At 38.2% G+C, this 17,741-nt stretch carries 15 protein-coding genes; all 15 read right to left on the bottom strand.

Going from position 1 to position 17,741, the window contains the following annotated elements; translation table 11 throughout:
- Positions 1–524: 524 nt before the first annotated feature.
- Positions 525–1,586: a recombinase RecA gene (recA, locus tag MHB40_RS05835; RefSeq protein ID WP_205442026.1), complete on the bottom strand. Its 1,062-nt coding sequence runs from the start codon at positions 1,584–1,586 to the stop codon at positions 525–527.
- A gap of 160 nt (positions 1,587–1,746) precedes the next feature.
- Complete coding sequence (locus MHB40_RS05830; protein WP_342534750.1) at positions 1,747–3,006, bottom strand: competence/damage-inducible protein A; 1,260 nt, start codon at positions 3,004–3,006, stop codon at positions 1,747–1,749.
- 16 nt (positions 3,007–3,022) lie between these two features.
- Positions 3,023–3,601 carry a CDP-diacylglycerol--glycerol-3-phosphate 3-phosphatidyltransferase gene (pgsA, locus tag MHB40_RS05825; protein WP_342534098.1) on the bottom strand — a complete coding sequence of 193 codons (579 nt, stop codon included), beginning with the start codon at positions 3,599–3,601 and terminating at the stop codon, positions 3,023–3,025.
- A gap of 47 nt (positions 3,602–3,648) precedes the next feature.
- Positions 3,649–4,578 (bottom strand): helix-turn-helix domain-containing protein, encoded by a 930-nt coding sequence (locus tag MHB40_RS05820; protein WP_342534097.1) that lies wholly within the window; start codon positions 4,576–4,578, stop codon positions 3,649–3,651.
- Positions 4,579–4,594: 16 nt separating this feature from the next.
- Positions 4,595–5,380: a DUF3388 domain-containing protein gene (locus MHB40_RS05815; RefSeq protein WP_026023397.1), complete on the bottom strand. Its 786-nt coding sequence runs from the start codon at positions 5,378–5,380 to the stop codon at positions 4,595–4,597.
- Between the two features lie 216 nt (positions 5,381–5,596).
- The gene (locus MHB40_RS05810; protein ID WP_342534096.1) at positions 5,597–5,854 is read right to left on the bottom strand and encodes a DUF3243 domain-containing protein; all 258 of its coding nucleotides are present in this window, start codon (positions 5,852–5,854) and stop codon (positions 5,597–5,599) included.
- Between the two features lie 43 nt (positions 5,855–5,897).
- The gene (locus MHB40_RS05805) at positions 5,898–6,626 is read right to left on the bottom strand and encodes an SDR family oxidoreductase (protein ID WP_342442726.1); all 729 of its coding nucleotides are present in this window, start codon (positions 6,624–6,626) and stop codon (positions 5,898–5,900) included.
- Positions 6,623–7,924, bottom strand: coding sequence for a pitrilysin family protein (locus tag MHB40_RS05800; RefSeq protein ID WP_342534095.1), 1,302 nt, complete (start codon positions 7,922–7,924; stop codon positions 6,623–6,625). Before MHB40_RS05800 ends, MHB40_RS05805 begins: the two co-directional genes overlap by 4 nt.
- Positions 7,921–9,192 carry a pitrilysin family protein gene (locus tag MHB40_RS05795; protein ID WP_342534094.1) on the bottom strand — a complete coding sequence of 424 codons (1,272 nt, stop codon included), beginning with the start codon at positions 9,190–9,192 and terminating at the stop codon, positions 7,921–7,923. Before MHB40_RS05795 ends, MHB40_RS05800 begins: the two co-directional genes overlap by 4 nt.
- A 170-nt stretch (positions 9,193–9,362) precedes the next feature.
- The gene (locus MHB40_RS05790) at positions 9,363–10,322 is read right to left on the bottom strand and encodes an ABC transporter permease (RefSeq protein ID WP_205442018.1); all 960 of its coding nucleotides are present in this window, start codon (positions 10,320–10,322) and stop codon (positions 9,363–9,365) included.
- A 1-nt stretch (position 10,323) separates the two neighbouring features.
- Positions 10,324–11,370 carry an ABC transporter permease gene (locus MHB40_RS05785; protein WP_342534093.1) on the bottom strand — a complete coding sequence of 349 codons (1,047 nt, stop codon included), beginning with the start codon at positions 11,368–11,370 and terminating at the stop codon, positions 10,324–10,326.
- Positions 11,370–12,917, bottom strand: a complete 1,548-nt coding sequence (locus tag MHB40_RS05780) for an ABC transporter ATP-binding protein (RefSeq protein WP_342534092.1) — start codon at positions 12,915–12,917, stop codon at positions 11,370–11,372. Before MHB40_RS05780 ends, MHB40_RS05785 begins: the two co-directional genes overlap by 1 nt.
- Before the next feature lie 371 nt (positions 12,918–13,288).
- Positions 13,289–14,374, bottom strand: coding sequence for a BMP family protein (locus MHB40_RS05775; RefSeq protein WP_205442015.1), 1,086 nt, complete (start codon positions 14,372–14,374; stop codon positions 13,289–13,291).
- Positions 14,375–14,427: 53 nt separating this feature from the next.
- Positions 14,428–15,156 carry a GntR family transcriptional regulator gene (locus tag MHB40_RS05770; protein WP_205442014.1) on the bottom strand — a complete coding sequence of 243 codons (729 nt, stop codon included), beginning with the start codon at positions 15,154–15,156 and terminating at the stop codon, positions 14,428–14,430.
- 189 nt (positions 15,157–15,345) lie between these two features.
- Positions 15,346–17,637, bottom strand: coding sequence for a DNA translocase FtsK (locus MHB40_RS05765; RefSeq protein WP_342534091.1), 2,292 nt, complete (start codon positions 17,635–17,637; stop codon positions 15,346–15,348).
- Between the last annotated feature and the right edge of the window lie 104 nt (positions 17,638–17,741).

Genomic DNA, 17,741 nt, shown 5'->3' with positions numbered 1-17,741 from the left:
ATGAACACCTCCTCTTGCTATTTGGGTATTACAGTTTCAGTCGGCGCATACATCTATGTCGCCCTAGCAATAATGCACCAGATTTTGTTAGAATTTGTACAAAACCCGTTTCATCGGCCAAAGGCATTATCTTCATCCAGTAGGCGTTTAGACATCCATTTAAAAGGACATTTCACTAGAAAACATTTGCTAAATGAAGATAAAATGTACTGCCTATTTAAAGTCATAATTCAGAAATTATACATATTTAATTGTATAGCTAGCCTCAAGCTCTGTCAAGGATAGTCGGGCGTCTGTTCGCCACTTTAGCCAAAAAAAGTAAGTACTATCCATTCAGTGAATTTTCCCCCTATTACTATTTCACTAGAAAAATTTTCATGTTAAATACAATTAATAAAAAAAACAGTACATAGGAAATAAACACCGAATTATTTAGCCTCTCTCTTATTATGTGTAAAAATTTAAGAATATAGACAAAAAAATGCATTGTACCCTCAATAAAGTGGGAACAATGCAGTCGTTGATTATTCTTCTTCAAGAAGTGACATTAATTCTTCATCCATCTCTTCTTCATCATGTGCAGCAATTGTATAAGAAGAAGCCGCAATACCATAAGAAGCTCGAATTTTATTTGCTATATCTTCCTGAACAGCAACATTTTCTTTTAAATACTGTTTAGCATTTTCTCGTCCTTGACCTAAGCGCTCGTCACCATATGCATACCAAGAACCACTTTTTTGCACAATGTCTAATTCCACGCCTAAATCCACTGTTTCGCCTTCTTTAGAAATTCCTTCTCCATACATAATATCTACCTCAGCTGTACGGAAAGGTGGTGCTACTTTATTTTTAACAATTTTAATTTTAGTACGGTTACCAACAATATCATTACCTTGTTTAATAGCTTCTGCACGACGCACTTCTAAACGGACAGAGCTGTAGAATTTAAGCGCACGTCCACCTGGTGTTGTTTCTGGATTACCGAACATGACACCAATTTTTTCACGAATTTGGTTAATGAAAATAGCAATTGTTTTTGATTTATTAATCGCACCTGAAAGTTTACGTAAAGCTTGAGACATTAAACGTGCTTGTAAGCCGACATGAGAGTCACCCATATCCCCTTCAATTTCAGCTTTTGGCACTAAGGCAGCAACAGAGTCAATAACGATAATATCAATAGCACCACTACGCACTAATGCTTCTGCGATTTCAAGTGCTTGCTCACCTGTGTCGGGCTGTGATAATAATAGCTCATCAATATTGACACCTAATTTTTGTGCATAGATTGGGTCTAATGCATGCTCCGCGTCGATAAATGCTGCTTGTCCACCTGTTGCCTGTACTTCAGCAATAGCATGTAAAGCAACTGTTGTTTTACCAGATGATTCGGGACCATATACTTCAATGATACGTCCACGTGGATATCCACCCACTCCTAATGCAGCATCAAGTGCTAGTGAACCACTTGAAGATGTTGCAATTTCTAAATCGGTTTTTTCACCGAGTTTCATGATGGAACCTTTACCAAAATTCTTTTCAATTTGTTTTAGAGCCTGTTCTAAGGCTGCTTTACGATCACTCATTCATTTTCCTCCTTCGAAAACTGTTCACTGTTTTTATCTATCTCTACTATACTTGTTTTTGAGAAAACACGCAAGAAAAAAGCGAACGTTTATTCGATTTTTCTCCAAAATAAAAATTTGGATAGTTTTCCTCTACCCAAATTCCTATGCCCTACTCTATTTAATAACGTTTTGTATAGCCACGTTCTTCTAAAAGTTGCATTAAATAATGGCATGTAAATTTCACCGCACGGAGTCGATTCGTATTCCGCATGCCTGATAAATGAAGTAAATAGGTAAGTGGCTCCTCATCATCGATGGCAATACCAATCCAAACCGTACCTACTGGCTGATGATCATGCGCTGTAGGACCTGCTTCTCCAGTAAGACCAATCCCAATATTTGTAGCAAATTTCTTACGAACAGCGCTTGCCATTGCCGCTGCACACTCAGCACTCACAACACCATGTGTATCAATTAATTGCTGTGATATGCCTAGCTGTTTTACTTTCGCATCAGCTGCATAGGTAACAACGCCTCCTATAAGCGCATTTCCTACTCCTGGAATTTCCGCAAGCTCAGATTGAAATAACCCAGCTGTTAAACTTTCTGCAGCCGCAATTGTTAGCTCATTATCCAGTAGCATTTCAACCGTTTTTGAGGCAAGAGAATCATCATCTACACCATATTGATAATCACCAACAAGTGCCTGTATCTCTGCAACCTTTGCCGCAATAAGCTGCCCGGCTTGCTGCTCTGTTGCGGCTTTGGCTGTTACGCGTAACGTTACCTCTCCATCAGAAGCCAGTGGGGCAACTGTTGGATTAGTTTGTGCATCTAAAATATCTTGAACTTGTACTTCAAGCTCGGCCTCACCAATTCCATAAAAACGCATAACATGTGATGCAATGATCCCTCCATCATTAAGCATCGCAGCCAGTTTAGGTTTAGCCTCAAATTGAAACATTGGTTCTAACTCTTTTGGAGGTCCTGGTAATAAAATATAAGTGCAATCATTTTTTGTGAAGATCATACCTGGAGCCATTCCATGGTGATTGGCTAGTACTTCACTTCCAGCTAAAATTAATGCCTGTTTACGATTATTTTCCGTCATTGGACGTCCTCGTTTAGCAAAAAATTGCTCAATATATGTTAATGCTACTTCATCAAACTCAAGAGAAACTCCAAGATGACGTGCAATCGTTTCCTTTGTTAAATCATCTTTCGTAGGTCCAAGTCCTCCCGAAAAAATAATAAGATCTGCACGAGACTCTGCCACTTCGATAGCTTGTTCTAGACGTTTCGCATTATCACCAACTACGGTGTGATAAAAAACGTTTATGCCTAGCTCGGATAATTGACTTGAGATAAATCTCGCATTTGTATTCGTAATTTGACCTAATAATAGTTCTGAGCCAACCGCAAGAATTTCAGCATTCATGATCCCAAGACCTTTCTTATTTAGACTCAAGTAACACACGTCGATTTAGATAGAAGTAATCCCACCCAGACCAAAGTGTAAAGAACAATGCAATATAGAGCATGATTGTATCAAATGGAATACCAACCAATGTAAAGATTGTGTTGTGTAAAAGAGCAGCAGCAATCGCTACAATTTGTGCCCAAGTTTTAATTTTACCAAGCTGATTGGCAGCAACGACTTCTCCCCCACCTGCCAAAATCAGACGTAAGCCCGTTACGGCAAATTCACGGCTAATAATAATGATAATCACCCAGGCAGGTGCCATATTAAGTTCTACCATTAAAATGAAGGCTGCTGAAACTAGTAATTTGTCAGCTAAGGGATCTAAAAATTTCCCAAATGTAGTCACAAGATTATACTTACGTGCATAATAACCATCCACCCAATCGGTTGTTGAAGCCAAGATAAAAATAAGTGCGCCTATAAAATGATGGATTGGCATCTCTGCACCAAAAAGTGATAATGTTCCCCAGCCAAAATCAAACATCATAACAATGACAAAGAATGGAATAAGCAAGATTCGAGAGATGGTAATTTTATTTGGAATGTTCATTTTTCTAACACCTTTCATGATGAAAGAAAGTAGTCATCATGTGATGACTACTGTTCTTTATTGAAATTGATGACGATATTTTGCGTTACAATTTGTTGTGCATACGTTAGAAGTTCGTCATTAATATAAATTTTAGCTTGCGTTGAATTACCGAGACGAATACGAACATAGTTTTGTGTTGAGGCGTCAAATTCAATTACTTCCCCGGCATTATAGACACGCGTATCTGTTAATATTTCTTGTTGCTGTTGATTGCGAATACCAACAAATGTAGGGCCTGATACTTCGATTTTAAGTTTCATTGTATCCGTACCTGTTAACATATACGAAGTTGTCGCTCCATCTGCTTCAACAGTACCTGCGGAAATTGTTTGCTTCATCTCTTCGGTTTGATCAGTGTCATCTTCATCAGTTGGTGTTTCTTCTGTAGAGTTTGTATCTTCTTTATCATTTTTCTGTGCATCTTTAGTTTCTTGTTCTTTTTTATCCTTCTCACTATCAATTGGTTTGACATTTGTGTCATATTCCATCTCAGGAGTAGAATTGTTTTCTTCGCTTGTCCCTGGACTGTTTTTTGATTGCCATAGCACCCATATAGCCACAATAATGACTACAATAAATAAAGCAACAATGATTTTGGGCATAGCCTCCATCATTTTATTCGAAGGGCCTTTCGTTACTTTTCTTCTGCTAGGACTATTCGTCATCGATTGACTTACTTGATCGTTTGGAGTGCTCGGTAGTTCTTTTTTATATGTCTCTAAAATTTCTTCCGCGTCCAAACCAACAGCTTCTGCATATTGTTTAATAAAAGCTCGTACATAAAACGAACCAGGCATAATGGAATAATTGCCCTCTTCAATTCCTACTAAATAACGTTTTTGGATTTTCGTTATTTCTTGTAAATCGTCTAAGCTGTAGCCTTTAGACAGTCTCGCCTCTTTCAGTCGAGTCCCTAATTCTGCCACTAATAACACCTACTTTAACATCAAATTAAAAATTAAATCCTCCAAAAGAATCGGATTCGGACATATGATTTTTTTCCATTATTTCATAAGTAATTTCTTCATCAGTGTGATGACGCAGTTCAATGATATAATCAAAATCCTCTATTTTATATTCTGAATGCTGAACAAACATATCTGGATGCTCTACAACTTTGATACAAGGCATATTCATCATTTCACGTACTAATTGCAAATGTTTCTCATCAGATGAACGCCGAGTCACAATACCATCTAGAATAAAAATATTGTTACGACTAAATTCATCTCCCACAAGCTTATTACGAACTGTTTGCTTAATCATTGTAGACGATAAAAAGATCCACTTTTTATTGGCACAGACACTCGCGGCTACTATGGATTCAGTTTTTCCAACACGCGGCATGCCACGAATACCAATCAGCTTATGTCCCTCTTTTTTAAAGAGTTCTGCCATAAAGTCGACTAAAATACCTAGTTCGTCTCTTACGAAATGGAATGTGTTTTTTTCGTCTGCATCTCGAGGAATATAACGACCATGCCTAATGGCTAAACGGTCACGAAGTTTTGGTTGTCGAAATTTGGTTACGTTAATATGTTCCATTGTCGAAACAATTGTACGAAAACGCTCAATTGCCTCATCATTGTCTGTATGCACTAACATACCACGTCGATCCTCATCTACACCATTTATTGATATAATATTGACACGAAGCATCCCTAAAAGTGAAGCAATATCTCCTAATAATCCAGGGCGATTCACCTGAATTTCATATTCAAAGTACCAATCGCTCAACACACTCGTTCCCTTCCTATTAGTTAACGTAAAAAATCCTTTATAAGTTCCATCATAGCTGATTTTTTATGTAATGGAAAGTTAGAATACATGGAATTACAGCGTAATTTGCTAATTTTTTTTGATGCCTGTTAAATAGGCTTACATACGTTCCCGTTTTCACAGAAAAATAACTTTTTGTATAGCAAAAAGAGGAGATTGGCTCTCCTCTTTTATTTACTGCACATGCTTATTTTGTACGAGCTTAATGACACAATTCGCTAATGCATGTTTTTCATCTTCAGAGGCAACGCCCCATAAATCCGACAGCACTCGCTCTTGTTCGTTTTTAGGGTCGACATTTGTCGCTAAATATTCCCCAATTTGGACAGCAGCCGTTTTAATCATTTTCTTCGGCATACCACTTGATTCAGCTTGCATAACGTTTTGCCCTAAAAACGATGTCCATTTTTGCCAGTTTTCTAAAATGGTCATATTTCCTCCTCCTTTTCACATGTAGTATGTGCAAAAGAGAATATTATATGTACCAACCACCATTTAATCGTACGATTTGTCCTGTCACATAATCGGCTTTACCAGACAAATAAAAACGGACCATTTCAGCTACATCCTTTGTTTGTCCAATGGAGCCTAGTGGAATATCGTCCAAAATGTATTGAAGCTCTTCTTGACTTAGATGGCTGTTCATGGAGGTATTTATAAAGCCAGGAGCAATAGCATTCACTCTAATCCGAGATAATGCCGCTTCTTTTGCATAGGATTTGACAAAAGCATGTTGCGCACCCTTAACAGTTGCATAAAGTGCCTCTCCTGCTGAACCAGCCTCTCCCCAAATGGAGCCGATAAATAAGACATAGCTCACATCATGCTTGCGAAGTTTTCCAGAAAGTAAAGCTGTCAGCCGCATGGGATTTTGAACATGAACACGCCATAAAGCATCCATATCCCCCACTGTCGTATCTTCCAGCAATGAATAATGGGCTTGACCATTGGCAAAAACAATAGCCTGCACATTAAAAATTTGCGCTGCTACCATTTCTGCTCCATTAACGATTGAAAAATCCCCCTGTACAAGCATAAACTCTTGTGCAGGGAAATTTTCGGAAAGCATTTCACATAATCTCTGTGCCGCTTTTTGGTTGTTTGAATAATGTATATAGATGGACCAGCCGTCCTCAGCTAAGCTTTGACAAATGGCATGACCGATATCACCTGATGCACCTAAAACAAGGGCAAACTTTTTCACTGTTTAGCCTGCTTACTTGGCAGAATTTTAAAGACTGTTTGCTGCGTTTCACCTTGGATAGAGGCAAATGCTTTTTGTAAATCTTCAACGGTTAATGTCTCAAGTACAGGTACTACATCAAATAAATTCATGTCATTAAAGGAATATCGTGTGAATTGGTTTGCGATAAACTCAATCGAATTAAGTGCACGTAGGAAGAAACCAATTTTTTTGCGTTTTATACGATCCAAACCAGCACGATCAAATTGGCTATTTCCTTCATATTTTGCTAATTCGTCCATGATTGTTTTTGCCAATTTATCAGGCTCTGCTGAATCTGAACCAATCATGGCAAACCCAAAGCCATTTTCTAAGGTGAAATCAAAAGCATATGTCTCATCGATTAAACCTTCCTCATAAACACGTTCATAAAAATCAGAGGTACGTCCAAAAATAAGTTCAAGCGCAATCTGAACCGATAACTCATGCTTTAACATGTCCTGACCAGATAAATTAGTGTCTTTCGCTTTTAAGCCAACATAAATTTTCGGTTTTTGAACATCCATATTTAATGTACGTTCTTTCACCGCTACCTCTGTTGGTTCTGTATCAAAGAAACGTTGAATTGGCGCTGGCTCTGGGAACTCTTTCTTGCCTTGATTGTCACGAATAAACGTCATCATTTCCTCTGGTTCTACAGCACCAATTACAAATAACAACATATTCGAAGGATGATAAAACGTGTTGTAGCACGTATATAAATGCTCCGCAGTAATGCCATCAATCGATTCAATCGTACCGGCGATATCAATTTTTACAGGGTGATGATGATACATATTTTCGATCGTGCCAAAATATAGACGCCAATCTGGTTGATCATCGTACATTGTAATTTCTTGCCCAATAATTCCTTTTTCTTTGTTGACAGTAGCTTCTGTAAAGTATGGTTCTTGGACAAAATTCAATAAAGTTTCTGTACTTTTATAAATATTGTCAGTAGATGAAAATAAATAAGCCGTACGTGTAAACGATGTAAATGCATTGGCAGAAGCACCGTACTCGCTAAACTTTTGGAAAACATCCCCATCCTCTTTTTCGAACATTTTATGCTCTAAAAAGTGTGCAATACCATCTGGTACAGTAATACTTTCCGTTTCACCAATTGGCACAAACGTACGATCGACAGAGCCGTACTTTGTTGTAAATGTAACAAATGTTTTAGAAAAGCCCTTTTTCGGCAAAATATAAACATCTAAGCCATTGTCTAGCTTTTCATAGTAAAGTGTTTCATCTAATTGTTTAAATTCTATTGTTTTCATTGTGCGGCTTGCTCCTTCCCACATAAGAAATAGACCGCTTCAAGCTGCACTTGCTTTGCCATTGCAACAACATCTTCCTTTGTTACAGCTTTCCACTTATTTGCCCAGGCTTCAACCGAGAATTCCTCAGGTAAATCTTTATATTGGTCAAAAATTTCGATTTGTCCTCGTGCAGAATCTAAGGATTCTTTTAGCTGATTCGTCAGCATAGCCTTTGTTTGCTCTAGTTCTAAATCTGTAATATTTCCAGTCTGTATGACGGCAAGTTGTTCTTTTATTAATGACAGTGCTTTTTCTTCATTTTTAGCTTCAATACCAGATACAACAAAAACAAGACCGTAATGCGATGCATAGGAACTAGAAGCGTAATAAGCAAGGCTCTCTTTTTCCCGAACATTCATAAACAATTTGGCATGAGGGTATCCACCAAAGACGCCATTAAAAATCTGCATTTTAGCAAAATCCGCATCACCAAATCTGACAGGTGTGCTAAAGCCTATATGAAGTTTACCTTGTTTCATTTCATGCTGTTCTCTTACATAGTCATTGTCAGGATGTTGTTGTGGGAGTATTGCTGGAACTTCTTCAGGTGTACGATCATTAAATGGTAGCGCTTTTTTTAATTTCGCTACAATTTCTTCTTCATTAATGTCTCCAGCAACATAAATATCGATTTTGTCGTTAGCTAGCATAGATTCATAAGCCTCAAATAAAGAGGCAGGTGTAATCTTTTGAATTTCTTCGACACTACCATTGGCTGAAATCGATGCAGGTTCATTTGGTCTCAGGATTTGTTGGAGACGGAATTGAGCAAAACGAGATTTATCATCAAAAATAGATTCAATACGTTGAATGACAGTTTTTTTCTCACGTTCTACAATAGATTCCTTAAAGACACCATTTTCTAAATTAGGTTCAAAAATGGCTGTATGCAATAAACCAAGAACCTCGTTTAAGACACTCGTATTCGCTAGATAATGATCATTCACAGTCTCTACATTCATTAGTACCGTATGTTCATTTCCTCGCTTCGATGTATCAAAATACAAAACTGTACCATACAAGTCATCTAAAAAGCTTCGAAAAGCAGCAGTCGTCTTATATTTAGCATTACTGTGCTGCAGTACATTTGTTAATACTGTACGTTCTGATGCACTTTTAGCCGTTAATGCTCTTCTCCATTTAATTGAAAAATTTACGGTTTTAAATTGGGTCGTTTGTCGGATATGCAAATTGACACCTTTTGCAAAAGGTATTGTTTTAAACATATGAAACCCTCCTATCCTTCTTAATATAACGATGTACTACACATACTATACATGTCTATTGTCTATAATTGCAAAAGGAATCCAAAGTATGTATGGGAAAAATTAAAAAATACGCCAATTATATATAAAAAGGACTGAGCATAGCTTGCCCAGTCCTTGAAATTCTTTTCTTAGCGTTTACCTTTAATATAAGGTTGTCCACTCGCTTTTGGTGCATTTGCTTTACCAATAAAGCCTGCTAAAGCAAGGATTGTCAAGACATATGGTAAAATTTGCAGATAAACTGCTGGTACATTCTCGATTAGCGGAATTTGATTCCCTGCAATACTTAATGTTTGCGCTAAACCAAAGAATAAGGCTGCACCTAGCGCTCCAATTGGATGCCACTTCCCGAAAATCATTGCAGCAATGGCCATGAAACCTTGACCTGCAATTGTTGCGTGTGAGAAATCGTGTGTAATTGTTTGCGCGTAAACTGCACCACCAAGACCACCCAATGCCCCAGAAATCATCACTGCAATATAGCGCATTTTATTTACATTAATACCCATTGTATCTGCTGCCATTGGGTGTTCACCTACAGCACGTAAACGCAAACCGAATGGCGTTTTATAGATAATAAACCATGCTCCAAATGCTACTGCAAACGCTAAAATAGATGTGCTGTAAACATCATGGAACAATAAACGACCGAAGAATGGAATATCCTCTAAGTAAGGGATACCAAAGCGACGAATCGGTTGGTCAATCATATCTGTTTGACCTTTATCATAAATCATTTTTACTAAGAATACTGTAGCAGCCAAGCCCAGTAGGTTGATCGCTACCCCTGATACCGTTTGATCGGCACGGAATGAAATAGAAGCAACCGCATGGAAAAGTGAGAAAATTGCACCAATCACAACAGCTGCTAACATAGCTACCCAGACTGTTGCTGCACCTAATGATGAAGCGAATTCTAAATTGACAAAAATACCAACAAAAGCACCAACAATCATTAAGCCTTCTAGCCCGATGTTGACAACACCAGAGCGTTCAGAGAACACCCCACCGATGGCCGTAAAAATCAACGGTGTTGCATAAAGAATCGCTGAAGGGATGATGAAATATAACATTTCTAAAAAGCTCATGTTATTGTCCCTCCTTTTTCTTGCTCAGCTTCTGTAAGCCCACTCGAATAATATAGCCTGATGCGACGAAGAAGATAATCAATGCAATGATAATCGATACGATTTCTTCTGGAATACCTGCAGCATTTGGCATATTTAATGCACCATATTTTAAAGAACCGAACAGTGATGCCCCAAACACTACCCCAAGTGGTGTATTGGCACCAAGTAGCGCAACGGCAATACCATCAAAACCAATTCCTGTGAAACCAGGTTTAATGGATGCGTTTTGGAACGTACCTAAAGCTTCCATCGCCCCACCTAGACCTGCAAACATACCTGAAATCGTCATAGCTAAAATAATATTTTTATTAACACTCATACCCGCATAATCAGCAGCATTTTTGTTAAAACCTACTGCTTTTAGCTCATAGCCACGTGTTGTTTTTTCTAAAATGAACCACATTACAGCTACCATTAAAAGTGCAACAATGATCCCATAGTGAAGACTTGAATTGTCTGTAAGCTCTCTTAAAAACGGAGAACGCAATGAAGCAGATTCATGGATACGTTCTGTTTTAAAGCTGCCATCGGACAATTTTTTAATCACTGCGTTTGCGATATAAAGCGCTGTGTAGTTTAGCATAATTGTCGCAATAACTTCATGAACTTTAAATTTCGCTTTTAAGAAACCTGCAATAAAGGCCCAAAATGCACCTGCAGCTGCTGCAGCAAGCAATGCCAACGGTAAGTGAATGACTTTAGGTAATTCAAAAGCATATCCTACCCAAGCTGCTGCTAGCCAACCTAAAATCAGCTGACCTTCAACACCGATATTGAACAGACCCGTACGGAAAGCAAATGCTACTGCAAGACCTGCCAAAATATATGGTGTAATTTGACGAATTGTGTTCCCAATAGAATATGAGTCTCCAAAAATACCTGTCCAAAGAGCGATATAACCTTGTACTGGGTCATAGCCGCTGACTACCATAACGATAGCTCCTACAATTAAACCGATAATGATAGAGATGATAGGAACGAGTAAATTAATGACACGATTTGACATTAGTCGTTCCCCTCCTTCGCATCACGCTTGTTATTTTTTTTACTTTGCCCTGCCATTAGTAAGCCTAGCTCTTGTTCTGTCGTTTCTTTTGGATTTAACTCATCGACTATTTGTCCATCATAAATAACCGCAATTCGATCCGAAACATTCATAACCTCATCTAATTCAAATGAGATTAACAAAACGGCTTTTCCTTTATCACGTTGCTCAATTAGGCGCGAGTGAATGAATTCAATAGCTCCTACATCAAGTCCTCGTGTTGGTAGAGCAGCAATTAATAGATCAGGGTTACGATCAATTTCACGACCAATAATAGCTTTTTGTTGGTTACCACCAGATAATGCACGAGCTGGCGTCATTTCCCCATTACCTGTACGCACATCGTACTCACTAATAATTTGGCGAGCTTTCTCTGACACTTTTTTATAGTCCATGACAAAGCCCTTCGCGATTGGAGATTGGTAATATGTTTGCAAAGCAATATTATGACCAATCGGGAAATCTAAAACTAAACCATGCTTATGACGGTCTTGTGGGATATGCCCTACGCCTTCCTCAGTAATTTTACGAGGCTTCATGTTTGTAATATCTTTACCATTCAGCTTGACTTTACCACTTTTGATTTTACGTAGACCTGTAATGGCCTCAATTAGCTCAGATTGACCATTACCATCAATCCCAGCAATACCTACGATTTCACCTTTACGAACATTTAAATTAAGACCTTTTACTTTATCAATATTTCGATAATCCGTAACAACCAAGTTCTCAACCGCTAGCACTTCGTCAGTTGGTTTCGCATCCGTTTTTTCCGTTTTAAATTCAACTTGACGGCCAACCATCATTTCAGCAAGCTGTTCAGGATTTGTGGCAGCGGTTACAACAGTGCCAATCCCTTCTCCCTTGCGGATAATCGTTACACGATCTGAAACTTCCATAATTTCTTTTAGCTTATGCGTAATTAAAATAATGGATTTACCTTCTGCAATAAGCCGACGCATTATTTGAATTAATTCAGTAATTTCTTGTGGTGTTAATGATGCAGTTGGTTCATCAAAAATTAAAATTTCAGCACCACGATACAATGTTTTTAAAATCTCAACACGTTGTTGCATACCAACCGTGATGTCCTCGATTTTGGCATTTGGATCAACATCTAATCCATACTTTTCAGAAAGTGCTTGTACTTTCTTAGCTGCATCTTTTATATTAACAATTCCCATTTTAGTAGGCTCAGTGCCTAAAATGATATTTTCTGTTACCGTAAAGTTCTCTACCAACATAAAATGTTGATGCACCATGCCAATCCCTAAATCATTGGCAATATTCGGGTTTGTAATTTTTACAGCCTTCCCACGTACACGAATTTCGCCACCCTCTGGTTGATACAAACCAAAAAGTACGTTCATCAAAGTCGATTTACCTGCACCATTTTCACCTAGCAATGCATGAATCTCGCCTTGTTTCAGTTGGAGGGTGATATTATTATTCGCCACGAAATTACCGAATTCTTTACGGATTCCTAGCATTTCAATCACATAATCCAAATTTGTCACTCCCTTAATAGGCACTATTATTAAGTATTTTCGCCTTAGCGTATAGTATCTGCTGCTACATGATTGATGGTACAGACAAGCCATACGTCCAGTAATTAAATTTCTACCAGAGGCTATATATTTTATTTGACCGATTTAATATCCCACCTATAGAGGTAGGTGTTTTGCTAAATTAATACAGGAAAGGTCATCGTTAGAAACCTTTCTTCTATTAACTTGTTACCATACTCATAATTACTACCTCTATAAGTTTCATATAAATCTAGTTAAATAGAGTATTGCAAATAATCTAAATACAACGATAGATTGAAAAATCATCATAAGGTCCTTCTAGAAGTCCCTTATGATGATCAAAAGATGAATTATTTTTCCACTTTTTCAGGAACTTTGATTTCACCCTTAGCAATTTTCTCTTTATATTCGTCGATTACTTTTTGTACATCTTCTGGAATCGCACCGCGAGAATCCGCAAGTTTAACACCATCTTCAGCTAAACCGTAAACAAGTGTTTCTCCACCTGGGAAATCACCATTTTTTGCTCTATTTGAAATATCTACTACTGCTGTATTAACACCTTTTAACATAGAAGTTAATGTAACGTTTGTTTTATCGTCAATTTTACCTTCTTCGTATTGGTCAGCATCTACACCGATAACCCATACATCTGCATTTGGATCTTTCGCTTTACGCTCTTTTGCTTCAGAGAATACACCGTTACCCGTTGCACCAGCAGCGTGGAAGATTACATCTACACCTGAAGAATACATACTGTTCGCTGTAATTTTACCAAGATCTGCTTTATCAAACGCACCAGTATATTTTACTTGAATATCGATATCTGGGTTTACTGCTTTAGCCCCTTCAACGAAACCAGCGTGGAAACGGTTAATAACTGGAATATCAACGCCACCTACGAAGCCGATTTTACCTGTTTTAGATGTTTTCGCTGCAGCAACACCTGCTAAGAAAGCACCTTCTTGCTCTTTGAACAGTACATTTACTACGTTGTCTGCTTCTACTTCAGCATCGATTAATGCAAAGTGGTTATCTGGATTTTCAGAAGCAATTGCATCAATTGCATCAGCCATCATGAACCCGATACCAAATACTAAGTTAAAGTCACGACGAACTAAGTTGTTTAAGTTTGTTTCATAGTCAGCATCTGAAGCTGATTGTAGGTAGTCAAAACCACCATCACCTTTTGATAAACCGTGCTCTTTACCGTAAGCTTGTACACCTTCCCATGCAGATTGGTTGAATGATTTGTCATCAACGCCACCTACGTCAGTAACCATTGCTACTGAGAAAGCTTCTTCTGTGCTTTCGCCACCTGAAGCATTGTCATTTTCTTTCGCTGGCTTTTCGTCGTCTTTCGTACCACAAGCACCTAAAATAGCACTTGCCGCTAATACTGATGTTAATACTAAACCAAATTTACGTTTTTTCATTTAATTAACCCCCCAAAGGTATTGTAATTAGCAGGAAAAAATTTAGAAATGTTCTACACCCGTTTACGAACTACATGGAAGCTGAATTTATCAGCTCGGAAATAATTTTTTGAATAGAGCACTACTTGATCATGATCGTCGTAATGCAATTGCTTTAACACTAAAAGAGCTGTCTCACGTCCACAATTTAAAATCGGTGAGGCTTGTTCATGATACCCAACTGGATCAATATAAGTTACGGCATAAGCTACATGAATTTTGCCAGATTGTTCAAGTGCAGAGAACAGTGAAACTTCTTTTTTTTCGACAAAGTCAGTAGGCAGGAAGCTTGCGGGTAGCCTGTCTATGCAGTATACTACTGGCTCACCATCTGCTGTTCTGACACGTTCAATCGTGAGTATTTTATCTTCGCCATCACTTTGGAAGCGTTTTAAATCTTCCTCAGAAGGTACGTGCTCAGTTGCTTTTAAAAAACGCGAACCCGGCTCCATACCTGCTGTCTCAATCATTGAAGAAATGCTTGATAAATGCTCGATGCCTGATGTAAACAACGGCTTAGGGTTGACAAAAGTCCCTACCCCATGTCGGCGCACAATCACATTTTCCTCTTCCAACAGTCGAAGTGCTTCTCTAAGTGTTGCTCGACTGACTCCTAGTGATTTCGATAATTCAAATTCTGAAGGCAGCTTTTCATTTTCTTTAAAAATGCCAGCCTCAATGTCAGATTTTAAACGATCGATTACTTGAAGATAGAGATGACGATGATCTGCTTTAATAGTCACATATATCACCACCAAAATCAGAGATCAGACATCTGATGTACAACATTCCTACTAATCGTTCATAAATATAACATTTTTGCAGAATGAAATAAACAGTTTTGAGTAAAATCTGTTATAGAATTCATTCTTTCTTTATTTTATTTGCAAATTTTTGGACAAAAATACAATTGCTCTCACCATTATCGAGTTTTAGTTATCGTATTGGTGAACAAGTACTTGACGAGGTTTACTACCCTCTGGTGGCCCGACAATACCGCGTTGCTCCATCTGATCAACAATACGTGCAGCTCTTGAATACCCAATACGGAAGCGACGTTGAAGCATAGAGACAGATGCTGTTTGCATATTGACAACTAATTGAACCGCTTCATCATATAAATCATCGGTTTCTTCTAATATGGTTTCTTCTTCAGTCGGTATCATCTCCTCCTGATACTGAGCTTTTTGCTGTTCTATAACAAAATTCACAACAGCCTCAACCTCTTGATCCGATAAAAAGGCTCCTTGTACCCGTTTTGGTTTCGATGCACCTGCTGGTAAAAATAACATATCTCCGCGACCAAGTAATCGTTCTGCTCCGCCCATATCTAAAATCGTTCTCGAATCAATAGCTGAAGAAACTGCAAAAGCAATTCGCGATGGAATATTAGCTTTAATGACACCTGTTAAAACATCTACACTTGGTCTTTGCGTTGCAATAATCAAATGGATTCCCGCTGCACGTGCCATTTGAGCTAATCGTGTAATCGAATCCTCTACATCACTTGATGCGACCATCATCAAATCCGCTAACTCATCTACAATCACTACAATATAAGGTAGCTTTGGATGCTTTTCTTCTGTTTGTTCATTAACCTTTTGTACATGTGCATTATAGCCCTCAATATTTCTTGTACCTGTATGAGAAAACAAATCATAGCGACGTTCCATTTCAGACACCACTTTTTTCAGTGCTTGCGAAGCTTTGCGGGCATCCGTTACGACAGGCGCTAATAAGTGCGGTATGCCATTATAAACGTTTAATTCTACCATTTTTGGGTCGATCATCATGAGCTTTACTTCATGCGGTTTTGTACGCATTAGTATGGATACAACAATGCCATTTATACAAACACTTTTCCCACTACCTGTTGAACCAGCTACAAGTAAATGTGGCATTTTATTGAGTTCCGCTAGTACAGCTTGTCCTGTTATGTCACGACCAAATGCTACTTGTAATAATGCTTCAGGCTTCGCACTATCCTTCGATTCTAATACCTCACGAAGTGTTACAATGGCTACCTCACTGTTAGGTACTTCAATACCAATCGCGGATTTCCCAGGAATTGGGGCTTCCATCCGAATATCTTTAGCCGCCAATGCTAATGCAAGATCATCTTGCAAATTGACAATTTTACTTACTTTCACACCGATATCTGGTAAAATTTCATATTTCGTGACGGCCGGACCTAAATGCACTTGTGTCACCTTTGCCTTTACTCCAAAGCTTTGTAATGTTTGCTCAAGCTTTTTGGCATTCGCTTGAATCACTGAATATTCACCACTTTGATCATGTTGTGGTGGTAATTGCAATAGACTATAAGATGGAAGCTGATAGTCTGCATTTTCTACTGCATCTGTACCCTGAATCCGGACATCATCCGTTGCTTCTTCTAGTTCATTTTCCACCATGTGAGGCGTATCAAACACTTCTCTTTCCTGTGACACGTTCTGTGTAAAAGCAGAGATAATCGGCTCATGAGGCATTTCCTCTTCTTGTTCAGGCATATCTATAGATTGATTAACAGCTGCTACCTCATCCCCACTCTCTACTCTCGAACGACGATTATTTGGTTTTTTCGGTGTATTTTTTTTCTTATCACGGTGCTTTTTTTTCCATTTGCCAAATAGATCTGGCGTTTTTTCTGCTAAATAAGGCATCAATGCTTTACCCGTGACAAGAATTAATCCAATAAAGAAAATAACCCAAGCAACAACTTTCGCCCCCGAGGCTTCAAACAACACATGAAGCCCACTAAATAATAGGGCACCAAGCATCCCACCACCAAGCGCATTACTACGATGAAGTATGCCATCTGTATTAATCAAAATTCGCCACGATTCACGTAGCACAGAATCAGATAGTAGGCCACCTGATTTGGATAGTTGTTCAAATAATATGCCATGACTAAAAATCGTTAAGCTCATAACGATGAGGAACATGCCAAGTACTAATCGATCCTTTATTCCTATTTTTTTACGGCCAATCATCATTAATAATGCAATAAATATAAGCATAAATGGAACAGCAAAATGTAAATTACCTAAAAGAAACATGGCGATTGTTTGTAGAATACGCCCGATCATGCCGTATTCAAAAATCATAATGACTGCTAATGCAATTAAAAGCAGTCCTAAAATTTCGTACATAAGCGGATGCATTTCTTTTTTTTCCGTTGTCGATTTACTTTTAGTAACTTTTTTCCTCTTACTAACTGCCATCTATTTCACCTTCTTCTGCAATCCATTCTATATATGTAGCGAATCATCACATGTAGAACTTGAATATTTCAAAAAAAGGATTTTCCACCGCAATTGGGAGAAAA

The sequence above is a fragment of the Lysinibacillus sp. FSL K6-0057 genome (assembly GCF_038630885.1).
Classification (GTDB): domain Bacteria; phylum Bacillota; class Bacilli; order Bacillales_A; family Planococcaceae; genus Lysinibacillus; species Lysinibacillus fusiformis_F.
Note: the sequence above shows the minus strand (reverse complement) of the source record. Positions and strands in the feature narration are given on the sequence as shown.